The following is a 16,725-nucleotide window of genomic DNA, read 5'->3' on the forward strand; positions in this document are numbered from 1 at the left end:
CGGCAATCGTAGATTGTTTTTCCAAGGTATCCGTAGAAGTAAGGCTCAAGTTGGTCCAGATATCCGGACCTTATTCCAATACACAAGGAGTGTTATGATCATGAACATTTTTGCAGACGAATCGCAAGGGCTGTTTCACCTTCAGTCCAAGGACACCAGCTACATCATCCAACTGGTAGAGGGTTACCCTGCCCATGTCTACTGGGGTGCACGGCTCCGTCATGATGACAGTCTGGCCGGAGCACTGGAGCTGCGTGAACGCGCCTCCTTCTCACCAACCCCGCTCCCGCAGAAGCCCGCCCTCTCGCTGGATGCCCTCCCGCAGGAGTATCCGCAGTATGGTACGAGTGATTTTCGCCGGCCGGCTTATCAGGTTCAGCTTGCGGACGGCACGCGAATCTCAGAGCTGCAATATGCAGGCTATGTAATTACACCGGGCAAACCGGCACTGGATGGACTGCCTGCGGTCTATACAGAGAACGAAGCAGAAGCGCTCACGCTTGAACTCACCTTGAAGGATGACTACGCCGGTCTGACGGTCAGACTGCTCTATACGGTGTTCGCTGACCATCAGGCGATTACCCGCTCTGTCCGCTTTGAGCATAACGGCGAAGCCCCGCTCCGGCTGGAGCAGGCGCTTAGCGCCTCGGTGGATTTTGCCGATTCCGCCTATGACACACTACACCTGAGTGGCGCATGGGCGAGAGAACGCCATGTTCAGCGCCACCCGCTTAACCCCGGAGCCTCGCTGTCCCTGGAGAGCCGCCGCGGATCAAGCAGCCATCAGGTCAACCCGTTCCTCGCGCTGCTGCGCCCGGGTGCAGATGAAGATCAGGGTGACGTCTATGGCTTCAGCCTCGTCTACAGCGGCAGCTTCAGTGCAACTGCTGAGGTGGAGCAGTTCGGCCAGACCCGTGTAAGCATCGGGATTAATCCGTTCGACTTCTCCTGGCTGCTGGAGCCGGGCCAATCCTTCCAGACCCCGGAGGCCGTGCTTGTCTATTCCAGCGAAGGCATCGGCGGCATGTCGCGCACCTATCACCGGCTGTACCGTACCCGGCTCTGCCGCGGTGTTCACCGTGATCAGGCCCGCCCGATTCTGGTCAACAACTGGGAGGCGACTTACTTCGACTTCAATGCGGACAAAATCGCGACCATCGCCAAAGCAGCAGGCCCGCTCGGCATTGAGCTATTCGTCCTTGACGACGGCTGGTTCGGCAGACGCGACAAGGATAACAGCTCGCTCGGCGACTGGTTCGAGGACCGCCGCAAGCTGCCTGAAGGTCTGGCGGATCTGGCAGGCCGGGTCAATAAGGAAGGCGTACAGTTCGGTCTATGGGTAGAGCCGGAGATGGTCTCGCCGGACAGTGAGCTATACCGCAAGCACCCGGACTGGTGCCTGCATGCCGAAGGACGCCGCCGCACGGAAGGCCGCAACCAGCTGATCCTGGATCTCTCCCGTCCAGAGGTCTGTGACTATCTGTATGAGACGCTAAGCGCTGTCTTTTCCAGTGCACCGATCCGCTATATCAAGTGGGACATGAACCGCAATATGACTGAGATTGCATCGGTGAAGGCTGCCCCGGAGCGGCAAAAAGAAACCGCCCACCGCTATATGCTCGGCCTGTATCATCTGCTGGAACGCCTGACCTCGCGCTTCCCTGACATTCTGTTCGAGAGCTGCTCCGGCGGCGGCGGCCGGTTCGATCCGGGCATGCTGTTCTACATGCCGCAGACCTGGACCAGCGACAACACCGATGCGGTGGAACGCCTGGCGATTCAGTACGGCACAAGCATCGTCTATCCGGCCAGCAGCATGGGCGCGCATGTATCTGACGTTCCGAACCATCAGGTAGACCGCATTACCTCCTTCGCTACGCGCGGCGATGTGGCGATGAGCGGTAACTTCGGCTACGAGCTGGACCTCACCAAGTTCACCGAAGCCGAGAAGGACCTGGCCGCCCGGCAGATTGCCCAGTACAAGGAGATCCGCACACTGGTACAGCAAGGAGATATGTACCGTCTGCTGAGTCCGTTCGAGGGCAGCGGTGAGACCGCCTGGATGTTCGTCAGCGGGGACAAGACTGAAGCCTTCGTCGCTTACTTCCGTGTACTCGCGAGACCTAATCCGCCAATCTCGCGCCTTACGCTCAAGGGACTGAACCCGGAGCTGGATTACGTCATCGAGACCGGGGCTGCCGGCAGCAACGAGCATGTCCATGGCGGTGCAGAAGCTTCTGCGGCCGCTGGAGGCGACAGCTCCGGTCCGTTCCAGACAGCCTTTGACGGCACACCGCTCGGCGGCGACCGCCTGATGCGCATGGGCCTGATAGTCTCTGACCTGCGCGGAGATTACGCAAGCTGCACTTACCGCCTGAGAGCGGTGCAGCGCTGATCTACAGCTTAAGACATACCACAGGCGTCAGCCTCCTTTTGGAGATTGACGCCTGTTTTTTTGTGGAGAGATGCAGTCAGGCAGGCGGCTTTGCTGCCGGTTTATTAACTACTCACTGCCTACTCACTGCCTACTCACTGCCTACTTACTGCCTAACTCTACTGCTCTCCTCTCCTACTCCTGTTCTTGTTCATGCTCCCGGCCAAGTAACCCGCTGAGCGCCTCTGTTACATTCATGCCGGTAAGTGTCTTGGTCAGCTCAGGCACCTGGGCCATGATTTTAGCGATATCGCCGGTAATTTTATTCACGCCTGCGGAAGCCCCATCCTGAGAGATGACGGTAATCTTGTCTACCTTGGCCAGCGGGGAGGCGATTTTCTCAGCCAGCTCGGGCAGGATTTTCAGGAATTCCACAGTCAAGGCCGCTTGAGTGAACTGTTTGTAGGCTTCAGCCTTCTTCTGCAGCGCTCCCGCTTCCGCCGCTCCGGCGAGCTGGACGATCTCCGCATTCGCCTTCCCTTTTGCCAGATCAGCTTCTGCTGTTGCCAGCCCGCGCTTAGTCGTCGTAGCAGCTTCGGCTTCCGCCTCCAGAATCTGCCGCTGCTTGGCGGCTTCCGCTCTCATAATCGTCGCTTGATTCTCCGCCTGGGCAGGCTTGATTACCGTTGCCTCCAGCTCCCGCTGTCTAAGCTCGACCTCGATCTCCCGGACTGTGCGGTTGGCTTCGGCCTCCATCTGAGTGATTTTCACCTGTTCCGTAACCAGTGACTGCTTGATCTTATTCTGCTGCAATTCGTACGCCAGATCCGCCTGCGCCTTCTTCACTTCTGTCTCCAGCTTGAAGTCCGCCTGCTTAATATTCAGCTCCTTCTCGAACAGGGATTCCTTCGCACGGGCGGCGGTTCCCGCTTCTATGGTCGCCTGATGGGCATTGGCTTTGGCAATGGAGGACTCCTTCTCCGCTTCGGCCTGCTTGATCTGTATGTCGCGTTCGGCTTCGGCCTTGGCAATACTGGCGTCTCGGCGGATACGCTCAATCTCGGGCACCCCCATATTATCGATGTACCCTTTGTCGTCGGTAATCTTCTTGATGGTGAAGCTGACCACCTCCAGCCCCATTTTGTCGAGGTCCTCCGAGCAGGTCTCCCGCATCTTGCTGTTGATCTCATCAGGGGTCTTCAGGATAGATTCTACGGTGAGCTGGCCGATCAGACCGCGCAGATGACCCTCCACCGAATGCAAAATAATCGTCTCACGGTCCTCCTCCGGCCGGTCAATGAACTGTTCACTGGCTGTGAGAATAGCGGTTGGATCGCTTTTAATCTTAATCTGGGCGACTGCCTCCAAGTTGAGCTTGATGCCCTGGCGGGAAAACATTGCCTGTGCCGGGATAACATCGAAGCTCATCAGCATCATAGAGATGGTTTTATTGTTCTGGAAGCCGGGGATGACGAACGTCCCACCGCCCTGGACGACTCTTTTGCCGCCGAGGCCGTATACGATCATAGCCTGATTGGGCGGAACCTTTTTATACGCGGTCACAATACTGGTTAACGCCAGCAGAATCACAACAACAATAGCTCCGGTTACATATAAAATTAACATTCCTCCGACACTCCCCATTAGTTTTGTTCCATTGCCCGTTCGAACAGAGTGACCGCTGCGATCCCCTTATCTGTCTTCACAATAATCACCCGATCGCCCCGCAGCAGCGACTGACCGGAGTAGGCCCGTACGCCGATGGAGCGCATGGTCCCGTGCAGCACATACTTCATCTCTCCCACTGCCCCATCCGCTGCGGCGATGCTGATATAGCCGAGCTGGCCGGCCGGATCATAATCCAGTTCACTCATACTGCTGTCATACCGGGTCATCACCCGGGCCAGCACGGTGTAGAGCAGAATGCCCGGCAGCAGGGCTATCAAGGTACAGACCAGCACTACGGCAAGCAGCTGCATCCCGCTGTATTTGACAAGCATATACCCCGTGCCGCCCCAGACGGTAACAAACACCATCAACGGAAGAATCGGCAGAAAGCCCGGCCCTCCGCTATCACCTCCCCCGACATGCAGGTGGCCTGCCAGACCGTGCCCATGAATGCTGCCACTGAGGATAAGCACGAGACCCACCCAGAAGCAGACGATAAATACAGTAGCGATGGTAACCCCTCCTTTCGATGTAATGTGATGTGATGATGCATTAGCTGACTATTTGGGTGATGCGGTAATGGACTATTGTGGCGATGCGGAAACAGACTAATGTGGTACATACAAGACTAATTCGTATTTAAATTGACTAATTAATGTTGTTATATGATTTAAATGTGCTCCTCTCCGCCACTATTTCCTTTAATTTTCACTTTAGGCTGCTTGGTTAGTAGGGGCTGAGACGCAACTTGGCATTGCCGGGATTCAGGTGCACTTGTGCTCTTCATTTGCTCGTTTAGCCAACATTGCCGGGATTCAGGTGCACTTGTGCTCTTCATTTGCTCGTTTAGCCAACATTTCCGGAATTCAGGTGCACTTGTGCTCTTCATTTGCTCGTTTAGCCAACATTTCCGGGATTCAGGTGCACTTGTGCTCTTCATTTGCTCGTTTAGCCAACATTGCCGGGATTCAGGTGCACTTGTGCTCCTCATTTGCTCGTTTAGCCAACATTGCCGGAATTCAGGTGCACTTGTGCTTTTCATCCTCCCACTTTCGGCTGCATCTGAGGGATTTATCCCTCTCATTTCCACCTCCAGCCCATTTTCAGCACAATCAGAGGGATTTATCCCTCTCCTGCACAACAAAAAGACCACAGCAGCAGGGCTCTCCGTGGTCGGTTAATCGATCATGGCGCTCATCCTCTCTCTTCGAGGCTTACGGGGTTAGCTGACGGATTCGGGCAGCGAGATTGCCCTACCTCACCAGAGCCATAGTAGCACGCTGGCAAGGATTCACCCCGGGTACTCAGCAGCCCATCCTTAAGCCGCCTGCACCAGTTGGTTCCCCCGTTCCCGTTACGGAATTCAGCCATTTCAAGAACAGTGTCATTTCATTCGGTTGTTGATTGAATCTTACGCCTGCAGCCATTTAATGTAAAACCTCACAGATGACAAAAGAAGCCAAAATTGCTGTCCCTTCGCGAATGAAGGCGCATTCTTAAGCTCTGCTCTTATCCGCCCGGGAATTTGCTCGCGCTATCGTCTGTTTACACCAACATTACTCATCCTCTCACTTACTCACTTACTCACTTACTCACTTACTCACTTACTCACTTACTCACTTACTCACTTACTCACTTACTCGCCTACTCACCTACTCACCTACTCGCCTACTCACCTACTCACCTACTCGCCTAATCGCCTACTCCCCCATTTCTCATTATCCTCACAATGACTTCCACCTAACTCATCCCTCATCCCCCACCTTTTTTCTCCAGCTCATTATTACAAATTTAAAATATTCACATTTCCGCCACTCAATGCTCATTGTGCAATCTTTCCCTTTGAGCAATAATAGAACCTATAGATTCCATAGAGCTTATAGATCTGAGGGAAAGGAGGAACGTTGAAATTTGAATTCGAAACTGAATCTGCGGGACAAAAAAAAGGAAGCCACCTCCTACGCCTTAGCCGTAGCGGCTTTCGAGCTTGCGCTTGAGCATGGCATGGACGGCTTCATTGTCGACGATGTTGTTCAGAAGGCCGGGTATTCCCGGCGGACTTTTGCGAATTACTTCTCCTGTAAAGAAGAGGCAGTCGCTGCCTACTTCATTGGCATTATTGCTGTCCAAGAGAAAGAGAATAACCCGCTGGCTGCTCTGCCGCCGGATGCTACACCGCTCGATGCCCTGTACAATCTGCTGAAGCTGCAATTCACCTCGGAGTTCCTGCATAAGCTGCGGCAGTTCGTCTCCCTGGCGAATCAGTATCCGTCCCTGGAGCCTTACATTCTCAATGTCTTCCGGCATTTGCAGATCACCGCCCAGGAGACGCTGCAGCAGTTCACCCGTGGACGGTATGCCGATGGATATACCCACCTGCTGGTAGGTGCCGTCTATGGGGCCTTCGTGCCTATCTTGGACGGACGGCTGAATGTCATGCTGCCGGGCGAACAGCTGAGTGAAGGCTCCGATGCCATGCCGTTTGAACAATACCTGAATTCCATGTTTGCTTATTTACGCAACGGCTTCTAAATTCACAGATAAAGAGGAGAAACCATTACATGTCTACCTTTCTATACCGCTTAGGAAAATCGGCTTATGCCAAGCCTTGGGCCTTCATTGCAGTCTGGATCATTGTACTCGGAGTTGTAGGCACCCTGATTGGAGTCAACGGCATTCAATCCAGCTCCGAGATGAAAATTGAAGGCACAGAGTCGCAAAAAGTGCTGGATAAACTGACAAAAGAGCTGCCCGCTGCAGCCGGCGGCCAGGCTAGTATCGCCTTCACTGTACCGGACGGGGAGCGCCTTGATACGCCTGAGCGTACAGCGCTGCTGCTGAAGGCTATTAATGATGTATACAACATGGAATATGTCATTAACCCTGCCGAACTGGCAGCACAAGCAGCGGCAGCCGCGGCCGGCCAAGCTGCCGCTGATCCTTCCGCTGCTGCGGGCCAAGCTGCCGCTGATCCTTCCGCCACTGAGGGCCAAGCTGCCGCTGATCCTTCCGCTGCTGCGGGCCAAGCCGCTGCCGATCCTTCCGCCGCTGCGGGCCAAGCTGCCGCTGATCCTTCCGCCGCTGCGGGCCAAGCTGCCGCTGATCCTTCCGCCGCCGCTCAGGCAGCACCGTTCGGTCCGCTGATCGTTGACGGCATTCCGGTTCCCGGCGTGATGCTGTCGGCTAACGGCAGCATTGCCCTGTTCCAGTTCCAGTTCACTGTGCAGCAGACATCGCTGCCATCGGATGTACCGGATAACATCATCAATACTGTAACCGAAGTGGAACAGTCCGGTTCAGGAATTACAGCGATTCCAAGCGACTCGCTCAAAAGCATGCCGGCCATCGGCTCCACGGAAGCGATCGGCGTGGCCGTTGCTGCCGTCGTATTGTTCCTGACGCTGGGCTCAGTCGTAGCCGCAGGCCTGCCGCTGCTGACCGCGCTTCTCGGAGTCGGCATTAGCGTCGGAGGTGCCTTTGCCCTCGGCAGCCTGATCCAGATGAACGATATTACACCGGTTCTTGCCGTGATGATCGGTCTCGCCGTGGGGATCGACTACTCGCTGTTCATTGTGAACCGCCAGCGCCGTCTGATCCTGGATGAGAAATTAAGCGCAGCCGAAGCAGCCAGCCGTGCTCTGGGCACCGCAGGCAGTGCTGTATTCTTCGCGGGTCTGACCGTTATTATCGCCCTGTGCGGCATGCTCGTCATTGGCATCGGCTTCTTATCGACAATGGCACTTGTGGCTGCGGCCAGTGTTCTGATCAACGTCCTGCTGGCCTTATCCCTGCTGCCTGCGCTGCTCGGACTGGTCGGTGAACGGATCGTAACCGCCAAAGCCCGGACCAAGCACAGCACCGCAGCCAAAAAATCACAGCACAGCTTCTCCCATCGCTGGGCGAATGCTACAGTAAAATACCGCTGGGCCATCATCGTACTCGTAGTGCTGGTGCTTGGCACAGCCGCAATTCCGGTAACCAAGATGGAGCTGGGTATTCCATCCGGCGCCTCGGCGAACCTGGATACTCCGGCCCGCCAGAGCTATGATGTCATCTCCAAAGGGTTCGGCGAAGGCTTCAACGGCCCGCTCCTGCTCGTAGCAGAGCCGAAGAATCCATCCGATACCCTCTCAATGCAGGTCGTAGGCAAGCTGGTGCAGGAGCTGCAAATGCATGATAATGTTACACTGGTGTCCCCGATGGGCTTGAATCCCACCGGTAAGCTCGCCATTATCAGCCTGATTCCGGCCACAGGCCCGACAGATCCCGCAACCAGAGATCTGGTGCAGGAGCTGCGCGATCCGAATTCCGCTCTGACCTCCGGGAACAATATTAATCTTGGCGTGACCGGCTTCACCGCCATCAATATTGATATGTCCTCGAAGCTGTCCGATGCCTTCCCGGTATACATCGGGATCATCGTGATCCTGTCGCTGATCATACTGCTACTGGTGTTCCGGTCGATTATCGTACCTATCAAAGCAACCGTCGGCTTCGTGTTAAGTATTATTGCCACCTTCGGCGTGACCACTGCCGTCTATCAATGGGGCTGGCTACATTCCCTATTCGGCTTTGATACCGGCGGCCCGCTGCTCAGCTTCATGCCGATCCTGGTCACAGGTATTCTATACGGGCTCGCCATGGATTATCAGGTCTTCCTGGTCAGCTCCATGCGTGAAGCTTATGTCCATGGCCGCCATGGCAAGGACAGTGTCATTCACGGCTATGATCTGGCCAGCCGGGTCGTACTGGCCGCAGGTGTGATCATGGTATCTGTCTTCGCAGGCTTCATCTTCGCCCCGGATGCGATGATTAAGCAGATCGGCTTCGCCCTGGCCTTTGGCATCCTGATCGATGCCTTCATCATCCGGATGACGCTTGTTCCGGCCGTCATGGCCGTCTTCGGCGACAAAGCCTGGTGGCTGCCGAAATGGCTGGACCGCCTGCTGCCGAATCTCGATGTCGAAGGCGATAAGCTGATCGCCAAGCTGAATGCCGAGAGCGGACAAAACAAGTAGAAACGGCTTTGCCGTCCTAATAAGGACGGTACCGTTTCAGCGAGAAATAGAAGGAAAAATTATCGTGTAAAACATATAAATTCTTCTATTTGCACTAAACTCGCCACACAAAGTGGAGACCTGGCTTCGATGCTAACTCAGGTACTTTGCGGGACCCAAGACCTTTACATCTCCCCGGAATAACGAACGGCACTCCAGCCGTTCTCCCGGTACAAATAGAGCCTGCGGCATCGTCCGCAGGCTCTATTTTGATATAATGGCTATAATTGAATTCAGCTACTAAGGAGGCATACCCATGAACATTATAGAACTGGACCTTGCTCAGAATCAGCAGGAAATCTCCAGGCTCCTGGAGGAACACAGCCGCCGCATGGACAGCAGCATTCCGCCTTATCAGCGTGAGGTAATCTCCCTCGCCGCTTACGAGAACGGCGTCTTCATCGGCGGCGTTACCGGGGATATGGTCTGGAATATTCTGAATGTGCACTTGCTGGCCGTGGACCCCGGATACAGGGGGCATGGACTCGGCGGAACTCTGCTGAAGGAGCTGGAAGCCAGAGCAGCGGGGCGCGGCTGTAAGGTTAGCGAATAGACCACGATGAGCTGGCAGGCACCGCATTTTTATCAGAAGCAGGGGTATGAGATCTTCGGTGAAATTAAAGATTGCCCCAATGAAGGCCAGACGAAATATTATCTTCAGAAAAAATTGCAGCCGTAACCCCCCACTCCTATGTAGAAACGGTACCTCCTTGTAACAAGGACAGTACCGTTTCTGTGAGCTATATAAGGAGGATAATTCAAGCCACACTGAAAATAACATGCTTCCCGGCAGCCGCTGCCCTCCGGTAAAAGTCCAGAAGTCCGGTAAAGTCACTTGTCACCTGCTGCCTTAGCGCCTCTTCAATGTCACCTGTCTCCAGTGTATCTAAATCCACCTGCTGCATCGCTGCAATAATATCTTCCAGTTCATCCTGCTCCGTGCACGCGAAGAACCCGTCCTCCTCTTCCACCTCAAACACATGGACGCCGACAACCGCTTCACTTAACGGATCGCATTCGATAGGCTCACTGGCTGAGACTCCGGTTAGCGCGAGATGCAGTTCCTCCCACAGCTTGTCGATATCGTAGTGTTCACTCCCGCCTTCAATCAGCTTCTCCAGCGTATCCATCAGCTCCGCCCCGTCCATCTCCATCATGCGCTCCAGCGTATCCTCATCCACCATGACATATTGACCCAGCATCCCCATTTGTCCTTCCTCCTTTTATAGGTACGGCTGCATCACCAGTCTTCTTACAGAATAGGTGACAGCAGCCGGGAAATCCCCTCTTTCAGCTTAATTACCAGCGAGCGCTGCGCATAACGCTCCACGGTAAGCTCAGAGCACAGCCTGACATCATTTAGGAAAATGTCCTGGAGCTGTTCGGCAATCGCCCGGTCATACACAATGGCATTGACCTCGAAGTTCAGCCGGAAGCTGCGTGAATCGATATTCATCGTCCCGACAGAGGCAACCTCCCCGTCTGCGACAATCGTTTTGGCGTGCAGGAAGCCGTTCTCGTAGAGCAGGATTTTGGCCCCGTAATTCAGCAGATCCCCGGCATAGGCCCAGGTGGCCCAATATACGAACGGATGGTCAGGCTTGTTAGGGATCATGATCTGCAGATCCACCCCGGAGAGCAGGGCGATTTTGCAGGCATCCATGAAGCTTGTGTCCGGTATGAAGTATGGGGTCTGGATATACACGCTCTCCTTGGCTGACAAAATCAGCTTAATATACATGTTCTTAAGATGCTCCGTCGACGAATTGGGGCCGCTGGTAATGATCTGGACCGGGCTTGTCCCTGTATGCTGCTCCATGTTGAAGACGAATTCCCCGTAATCCCCTCGCTCATGCTTCCCGGCCTGATGCCAGTCGAGGATGAATCTGCCCTGGATATGGCTGACCGCATTTCCGGTGATTCGAAGATGCGTGTCCCGCCAATAGCCGAACTTCTTAACCTGCCCCAGATACTCATCTCCCACATTGAACCCGCCTATATAGGCAATGCTTCCGTCAATAATGCACAGCTTGCGGTGATTCCTGTTGTTGATCCGGAAGTTCAGCGGCTTGATCAGGGACGGGAAGAACACTTCAACCTCGCCCCCTGCTGCACGCAACTCTCTGAAAAAATGCCGCGAAATCCGCTTCGAGCCGACCTCGTCATATAGCAGCCGCACCTTCACGCCTTCCCGCGCCTTTCGGGTTAATTCATCCCTCAGCTGCTTGCCCAGAGCGTCCGGCTGAATGATGTAGTACTGAATATTGATTTCTGCGCGGGCTGAGCGGATATCCGCGAACAATGCGGCGAACTTCTGGTGGCCGTCACTGTAAATGACAATATCATTATCGTTAGATAACAAGCCGTGCGACGAGCGGATATTCATGTTGATGAGCTGGGCATAGTTCTGCAGCAGCTGCGACCTGTCATCCGCCCCTTCCGCAAAAGCTGCCAGCTGCTTGTCCGCTTCAGCCTGGACATATTCCTGCTCTTCGATGAAGAGCTTGTAGAAATTCTTCTTTTTGAGATTACGCCCGAAAAAGATATACAAGACAAATCCCAGTATCGGGATGAAAAACAGCACCATCAGCCAGGCCCAGGTATACCCGGCCTCCCTGCGCTCAATGAACAGAAAGCCCAGGGCCAGAATGATGTTAATGAGGGTGACGACTGTGGTTAGACTTGCAAACTCCATGCTCTTTCCCCTTTCCTCTCTGTCTCTCTCTGCTGCCTAAAAGTCCTCCAGCACCTTGGACCTGTCGCCATGAATCCTGTCCAGGTGCTCCTCTCCCCAGTAGCATAACAGATCCAGCGCGGGCTTCAGCCCCCAGCCGTAGGAAGTCAGCTCATACTCCACTCTGGGCGGAATCTCCTGGTAAATGGTCCGCGAGATAATCTCATCGCTCTCCAGACCCCTTAACTGGGCGGTCAGCACCTTCTGGGTTAAGCCGGGAATGAGCCGCAGCAGCTCGGAGGTGCGCTTCTGTCCGGTCATCAGATGGTAGATAATTAGCGGCTTCCACTTGCCGCCCATCACTTCGAGCGCTGCCTCCACGCCGACTCTATACTTTTTGGGAACGCTATCGCCACTCTGTTCAGTCATTGCTTCTGCCTCCGTTATGTAGGGTACCTCAATGTTCCTATGGAACATACACCTTCCTATAGAACAGCAAAGTGCGTACTTCCGCATTATTTTATTCCTGTATATAATAGCATCAGCCAAGGAACATGGCTACAAACCTGCTGTTAAGAAAGGTAGTGAAGATACCAGCATGAGCATATTAATCGTCGTATCACACCCGAGACAGGATTCCCTGACCTTCCAGGTCGCCCGCCGTTTCGCAGAGGGGCTTACCGCAGCCGGACACGGCTATGAAATATTGGATTTGCATGGGATAGGGTTTGACCCTGTCCTGCAGGGAAGGGAAGAACTCCATATGACCGCAGGTGAACAGGAACAACCCTATTCACCTGAACTAGAGCGGGAAATGGAGCGGGTGCGGCAGCATGACGGTCTGGCATTTGTGTTTCCACTGTGGTGGTGGCATCTGCCGGCCATGCTGAAGGGGTATATCGACCGGGTGGTGAACAACAGGGTTGCCTACGGCACAAATAACTTACATGGTTATCGTGCCGTATGGCTGGCTCTGGCAGGCGTAACAGAGGCGCAGATGAAAAAGCGCAGCTATGATGAAGCAACCGCCCGTCTGCTTAACGTGGGAATTGCCGATTATTGCGGAATCACGGACTCCAGAGTAGAATTCCTCTACGATACTGCTAGTTCCGCACCCGGACATCGTGAGGCATTGCTCGAACAGGCCTATCAGGCGGGATTACATTATGGCAAGGGGAAAACTGACAAATCGCAGGAATAAGGGAGATCACAGAGTCACATCAAATTCATTCACATAAACGGCGTTGCCCGTCACTTCTATAGTATTGCCGTTGTCCGACACGGACACTCTGACTCTGCCGTCCCTGCCGATCTCTTGGCCCTGCTCGATCAGCAGCTCGAAGGAGGGGGCTTGTCCGCCGATGTACCTGGAATAATAAGCCCCCATCACCCCAGAGGCTGTGCCTGTAACCGGGTCCTCAATAGTCCCTGAGAAGGGGGAGGAGAAATGGCGGGCATGCATATGCGCCTCAGGATCATTCGTCTCCAGGCAGAACGGGTGAATGGACGAGCGGGGCATCTCCTTCAGCACCTCTGGAAACCGCTTGTTGTCAGGCTGCATCCGGGTGAAGGCATCAAGGCTTGTAATCGGGACCAGTAAGGTCCACGTTCCAGTGCTGCCGTACATGGTCGGCAGGGTCTGATCAATATCACCGGGCTCAAGGCCGATCGAGCGGGCCAAGTCCTCAAGTGATCCTTTAAAAGCTTCAAACTGCGGACTGGCCTGCCTCATCGTCATATAGAGTTCGCCGCTATCTTCTGTGATGCGGATAGGCATAACTCCTGCCTTGGTCTCGATGGTTAACTCTTTTTTGTCCCCCAGCATCCCCTTGGTCTTCAGGGCATACAACAACGCCATGGTCCCGTGACCGCAGAGATTAATCTCATGCCCCGGCGTGAAATAACGGATTCTGAGATCCGCCTGGTTGGATTTTAACGGAAACGCCGTCTCATTGAAACCCACCTTCGCTGTAATCTCCTGCATTTGCTGCTCTGTAAGACCCTCGCTGTCCAGGACAACCCCTGCCGGGTTCCCTTTGTTCGGAATACTGCTGAATGCATCGTAATGATAGACTTTGATGTTCTGCACACCTGCACCGCCTGTCTTTTTTGAGTATTATGTTAGCATAAATTAATAGAATGTGAATTTAAGATATTTAGGCATTATGATTATCCCGCAGAAATTCTACAGTCAGCGCAGAGAACTTCTCAGGTTCTTCTATAAAAGGCAGGTGGCGGCCGTCCGGGAATATTATTTTCGTGGAACGTCTGATGCCTTTGTGCAGAATTTCTGCGGTCTCTCTATTGTATGGGTGGTCCAATGCGCCAATGAGGATAAGAACTGGTTGAGCAATCTCCGCTAATCTATGAATGGCATAAGGCTTGGGGACGCGCGATAGGCTTGGAGGGAACCGACAGAAGTTGCCGGGATTCCGCACATTGTCTATCGTTTTCTGTCTGGCCTTTTCTTTTGTTGCCGCAGGGAAGTAATAGTCCCAATAAGAATTAGCGATAAAATGGTCAATAGCTTGTTCAGCACCCTTCAGCCTGACCTGAATATGCTGTTTGATCCCCTGCCATAGCATCCTGGCGGGATAGCTGCGGCCGCTGACCGAAGGGGCTGCCAGAATGAGGCGGTCCACATAGCCTGGATAGACCAGCGTGAAATCGGTGGCTACGCTGCCGCCCAGGGATGAACCAACTAGAGTTACTTTTGTGAGGCCAAGGGTGTCCAGCAGCAGCTTCAGGTCCTCTACATGAGAGAACGAAGCGCGGGGAGTGTCCGAATGTCCGTAGCCCCGCAGATCATAGCCGATAACATCGTGGCTGGTGGAGAACCTCTCCATCTGCTCCTCCCATATCCGGTGGTCATTATAATTGCCATGGATGAAAACAACAGGCTCGCCGCTACCTTTTCTCTCATGAAACAGAGCTCCGCCTTCTACCTCTATGTATCCCGGACTCAACAACCACCCTTCGCCCCGTCCCTTCATAGCAGATCTGCCTTGTGCAGACTGTCTTCAATGATCGACCGCAGCACCTCAGAGACGGAATAGTCACCTCTGCCGCAGCTACGGTCAATTTCATTCCAAACTTCCTGCGGCAACGTCAGCGAGATTTTGCGCGTAACACCGATTGGTTTGCGGCCGGCACCTCTGCGTGCCCCGCCCTGTTTGCTTACCTTATTCACGCCGGTTGACACTTGGTTATCCTCCATCATTTATCACCCGCCATTATCATTACACATCGTGATGGCATGTTCAATTTATGCTACCTTAATCAAAACGCATACACCCGGTGCATGGATGCTATGCGTGCCCAATGTGGTCGGTTTTTCGATGACATACAAAAAAAACAGCAACGAACCTCGCCCTAAAGCGGACGATATCCGTTGCTGCAATCATAAAAAGCTATACGATTTGTCTATTCTGTTGTCTACTCAGCCGCATCTTGCTTCCCCAGCCAAGCCAACTCCGCCATCGCCCGCAGCGGGCCGCGAATGCCTGCGGCCACTTCCCCTTCGGTCTGTGCTTCCGGCTTGTCGCTCCAGATGGAGAAGGTGGTGCCAACCAGTTCGCGCGGGTAGGCTCCCGTGTATTCCTGTTTGGCTTCACCGGTGCGGTTCGGGAACAGTCCGGGATGCCAGGAGGCGCGGATTTTCTCAGCTGTCGGATAAGTGTAGCCTGCATGTTCGCCCAGCACGTAATACAAGTAGCCGTCGTTGTAGTTGATCACCTGATGCCCCTTGGCGAGGATGTCCTCCACCGGGGCCATCATCGGGTGCCACTTCGTCCAATATGTGATCTGAATAGACGGCTTGGGCGCGACCCGCTGGGTCTGATCCGCACGGTACAGGCCATCATTCCAGGCGCGGACCGTCCAGCCCATCGACTCCAAATGTTCAGCGACTTCATTAAGGTAATCAATATACGTGTCCACACCCGTGCCGCCGCTGATGTTCAACACATTCCGGGCATACTCCGCGAGCTGCGGATACTTATCGAACTCCGCGAAGTTGATGAATTCATCCCCGCCGATATGAAAAAAGCGGCTGCCGGCAAATAACTCGGCATATTCGTCGATCAGTTCCAGCACGAACCGGCGGGCTGCCGGATTCGTAATATCCAGCGCACCCGGGGCCGCGTTGCCCGCTGCATCCTTGAGCAGCCACTCCGGATGCATCCGGAGGGCCTGTCCCAGATGCCCCGGTGAATCCAATGAAGGGATGATATCCACATGATAACGCTGTGCCTCAAGAATAATCGCCTTTATCTCCTGCTTGGTCAAAGCCTGCTCCGATACCACCTCAGGATGGCTCTCGCTCATCAGCCGGAAGCCCTCGTTCTCGGAGAAATGCAGCTGCAGCGTATTCAGCCGCAGCCGGGACATCTCTCTGATCCGCTCCAGGAGCCAGTCTTCGCTATAGAATTTGCGGCCGATGTCGATATGCAGCGCCCGCTCAGGCATTACGGGATAATCGGTGACTCTACCATAAGGAACGAAGCCGTCATTCGCCAGTCTCTGCAACAGCGTCCGCAGACCATACATCAACGCACGTTCACTTGAGGCGGTGATCTTCGCACAGGCCCCGATGTCAATGACGTAAGCTTCCTGGCTGTCCGGCTTTCCAGTAGCTTCATGTTCCGTCAGTTCAATGACGATATCGCCCGAAGCGGATGCCTCCGTATCCCCGTAAGCAACCGTCATGATCCTGTCAGCAGGTGTCAGAATACCCGCGTATTCCCCCAGAACAATGAAGACCGTTTCGTTCAGAACACTGTTATTATCCGATCTGGCATTGTCCACAATCCGGGTTTTGGACCCGGCAGACAGCCGCCATTGTCCCCCGGATGCTGCCGCAATCTGCTGCTGTACACTGGTGAGCGGGCCGTTATTGGAGGTGCGCCGCTCTAATGGTTCATTCTTATCCATATCCATACCTCCCACCTCTC

General features: G+C 54.3%; 14 protein-coding genes and 1 riboswitch. Of the genes, 5 read left to right on the plus strand and 9 right to left on the minus strand.

Annotated features, from left to right (window positions below):
* The first annotated feature begins 100 nt into the window (after positions 1-100).
* On the plus strand, positions 101-2,395 hold the full coding sequence (locus MKZ07_RS13310) for an alpha-galactosidase (RefSeq protein ID WP_341026097.1): 2,295 nt from the start codon (positions 101-103) through the stop codon (positions 2,393-2,395).
* A gap of 174 nt (positions 2,396-2,569) precedes the next feature.
* Here the strand turns inward: MKZ07_RS13310 and MKZ07_RS13315 are convergent, their stop codons facing one another.
* On the minus strand, positions 2,570-4,000 hold the full coding sequence (locus MKZ07_RS13315; RefSeq protein WP_036699523.1) for a flotillin family protein: 1,431 nt from the start codon (positions 3,998-4,000) through the stop codon (positions 2,570-2,572).
* 17 nt (positions 4,001-4,017) lie between these two features.
* Complete coding sequence (locus tag MKZ07_RS13320; RefSeq protein WP_036699525.1) at positions 4,018-4,515, minus strand: hypothetical protein; 498 nt, start codon at positions 4,513-4,515, stop codon at positions 4,018-4,020.
* A 723-nt stretch (positions 4,516-5,238) separates the two neighbouring features.
* A riboswitch (cyclic di-AMP (ydaO/yuaA leader) is annotated at positions 5,239-5,421 on the minus strand.
* Positions 5,422-5,953: 532 nt separating this feature from the next.
* Here MKZ07_RS13320 and MKZ07_RS13325 point away from each other — a divergent pair.
* The 3 genes from MKZ07_RS13325 to MKZ07_RS13335 all read left to right on the plus strand — a co-directional run bounded on the left by MKZ07_RS13325 (position 5,954) and on the right by MKZ07_RS13335 (position 9,652).
* On the plus strand, positions 5,954-6,574 hold the full coding sequence (locus tag MKZ07_RS13325) for a TetR/AcrR family transcriptional regulator (protein WP_036699527.1): 621 nt from the start codon (positions 5,954-5,956) through the stop codon (positions 6,572-6,574).
* A gap of 29 nt (positions 6,575-6,603) precedes the next feature.
* Positions 6,604-9,060, plus strand: a complete 2,457-nt coding sequence (locus MKZ07_RS13330; RefSeq protein ID WP_036699528.1) for an MMPL family transporter — start codon at positions 6,604-6,606, stop codon at positions 9,058-9,060.
* 295 nt (positions 9,061-9,355) lie between these two features.
* Entirely contained in the window at positions 9,356-9,652 is a 297-nt protein-coding gene (locus MKZ07_RS13335) for a GNAT family N-acetyltransferase (protein WP_051493959.1), read from the plus strand.
* A gap of 205 nt (positions 9,653-9,857) precedes the next feature.
* Here MKZ07_RS13335 and MKZ07_RS13340 read toward each other — a convergent pair whose 3' ends face one another.
* The 3 genes from MKZ07_RS13340 to MKZ07_RS13350 are packed head-to-tail and all read right to left on the minus strand — an operon-like array spanning position 9,858 to position 12,202.
* Entirely contained in the window at positions 9,858-10,307 is a 450-nt protein-coding gene (locus MKZ07_RS13340) for a DUF1877 family protein (RefSeq protein ID WP_051493960.1), read from the minus strand.
* A 44-nt stretch (positions 10,308-10,351) separates the two neighbouring features.
* Entirely contained in the window at positions 10,352-11,794 is a 1,443-nt protein-coding gene (gene cls / locus MKZ07_RS13345) for a cardiolipin synthase (protein WP_036699529.1), read from the minus strand.
* Between the two features lie 36 nt (positions 11,795-11,830).
* Entirely contained in the window at positions 11,831-12,202 is a 372-nt protein-coding gene (locus MKZ07_RS13350; RefSeq protein WP_036699530.1) for a winged helix-turn-helix transcriptional regulator, read from the minus strand.
* A 169-nt stretch (positions 12,203-12,371) separates the two neighbouring features.
* Between MKZ07_RS13350 and MKZ07_RS13355 the strand changes: the two genes are divergently transcribed.
* The gene (locus MKZ07_RS13355) at positions 12,372-12,974 is read left to right on the plus strand and encodes an NAD(P)H oxidoreductase (RefSeq protein ID WP_341026103.1); all 603 of its coding nucleotides are present in this window, start codon (positions 12,372-12,374) and stop codon (positions 12,972-12,974) included.
* A 6-nt stretch (positions 12,975-12,980) separates the two neighbouring features.
* Here the strand turns inward: MKZ07_RS13355 and MKZ07_RS13360 are convergent, their stop codons facing one another.
* The 4 genes from MKZ07_RS13360 to MKZ07_RS13375 form a co-directional block, all read right to left on the minus strand.
* On the minus strand, positions 12,981-13,862 hold the full coding sequence (locus MKZ07_RS13360) for a PhzF family phenazine biosynthesis protein (RefSeq protein WP_341026105.1): 882 nt from the start codon (positions 13,860-13,862) through the stop codon (positions 12,981-12,983).
* 67 nt (positions 13,863-13,929) lie between these two features.
* Entirely contained in the window at positions 13,930-14,766 is an 837-nt protein-coding gene (locus tag MKZ07_RS13365; RefSeq protein ID WP_341026107.1) for an alpha/beta fold hydrolase, read from the minus strand.
* Positions 14,763-14,993 (minus strand): hypothetical protein, encoded by a 231-nt coding sequence (locus MKZ07_RS13370; protein WP_051493962.1) that lies wholly within the window; start codon positions 14,991-14,993, stop codon positions 14,763-14,765. The genes MKZ07_RS13365 and MKZ07_RS13370 overlap by 4 nt, the downstream gene beginning before the upstream one ends.
* A gap of 215 nt (positions 14,994-15,208) precedes the next feature.
* Positions 15,209-16,705 (minus strand): beta-N-acetylhexosaminidase, encoded by a 1,497-nt coding sequence (locus MKZ07_RS13375; RefSeq protein ID WP_051493963.1) that lies wholly within the window; start codon positions 16,703-16,705, stop codon positions 15,209-15,211.
* Positions 16,706-16,725 lie beyond the last annotated feature (20 nt).

It is taken from the genome of Paenibacillus sp. FSL P4-0338, from assembly GCF_038002365.1.
In the GTDB taxonomy this organism is placed as follows: Bacteria; Bacillota; Bacilli; order Paenibacillales; family Paenibacillaceae; genus Paenibacillus_AQ.

Excerpts from the sequence above, each read along its gene's own strand:
- MKZ07_RS13370 (WP_051493962.1), bottom strand. The coding sequence starts at position 14,993 with ATGATGGAGGATAACCAAGTGTCAACCGGCGTGAATAAGGTAAGCAAA.
- MKZ07_RS13330 (WP_036699528.1), top strand. The coding sequence starts at position 6,604 with ATGTCTACCTTTCTATACCGCTTAGGAAAATCGGCTTATGCCAAGCCT.
- MKZ07_RS13350 (WP_036699530.1), bottom strand. The coding sequence starts at position 12,202 with ATGACTGAACAGAGTGGCGATAGCGTTCCCAAAAAGTATAGAGTCGGC.
- cls (WP_036699529.1), bottom strand. The coding sequence starts at position 11,794 with ATGGAGTTTGCAAGTCTAACCACAGTCGTCACCCTCATTAACATCATT.
- MKZ07_RS13315 (WP_036699523.1), bottom strand. The coding sequence starts at position 4,000 with ATGTTAATTTTATATGTAACCGGAGCTATTGTTGTTGTGATTCTGCTG.
- MKZ07_RS13365 (WP_341026107.1), bottom strand. The coding sequence starts at position 14,766 with ATGAAGGGACGGGGCGAAGGGTGGTTGTTGAGTCCGGGATACATAGAG.
- MKZ07_RS13335 (WP_051493959.1), top strand. The coding sequence starts at position 9,356 with ATGAACATTATAGAACTGGACCTTGCTCAGAATCAGCAGGAAATCTCC.
- MKZ07_RS13355 (WP_341026103.1), top strand. The coding sequence starts at position 12,372 with ATGAGCATATTAATCGTCGTATCACACCCGAGACAGGATTCCCTGACC.
- MKZ07_RS13310 (WP_341026097.1), top strand. The coding sequence starts at position 101 with ATGAACATTTTTGCAGACGAATCGCAAGGGCTGTTTCACCTTCAGTCC.
- MKZ07_RS13375 (WP_051493963.1), bottom strand. The coding sequence starts at position 16,705 with ATGGATAAGAATGAACCATTAGAGCGGCGCACCTCCAATAACGGCCCG.
- MKZ07_RS13340 (WP_051493960.1), bottom strand. The coding sequence starts at position 10,307 with ATGGGGATGCTGGGTCAATATGTCATGGTGGATGAGGATACGCTGGAG.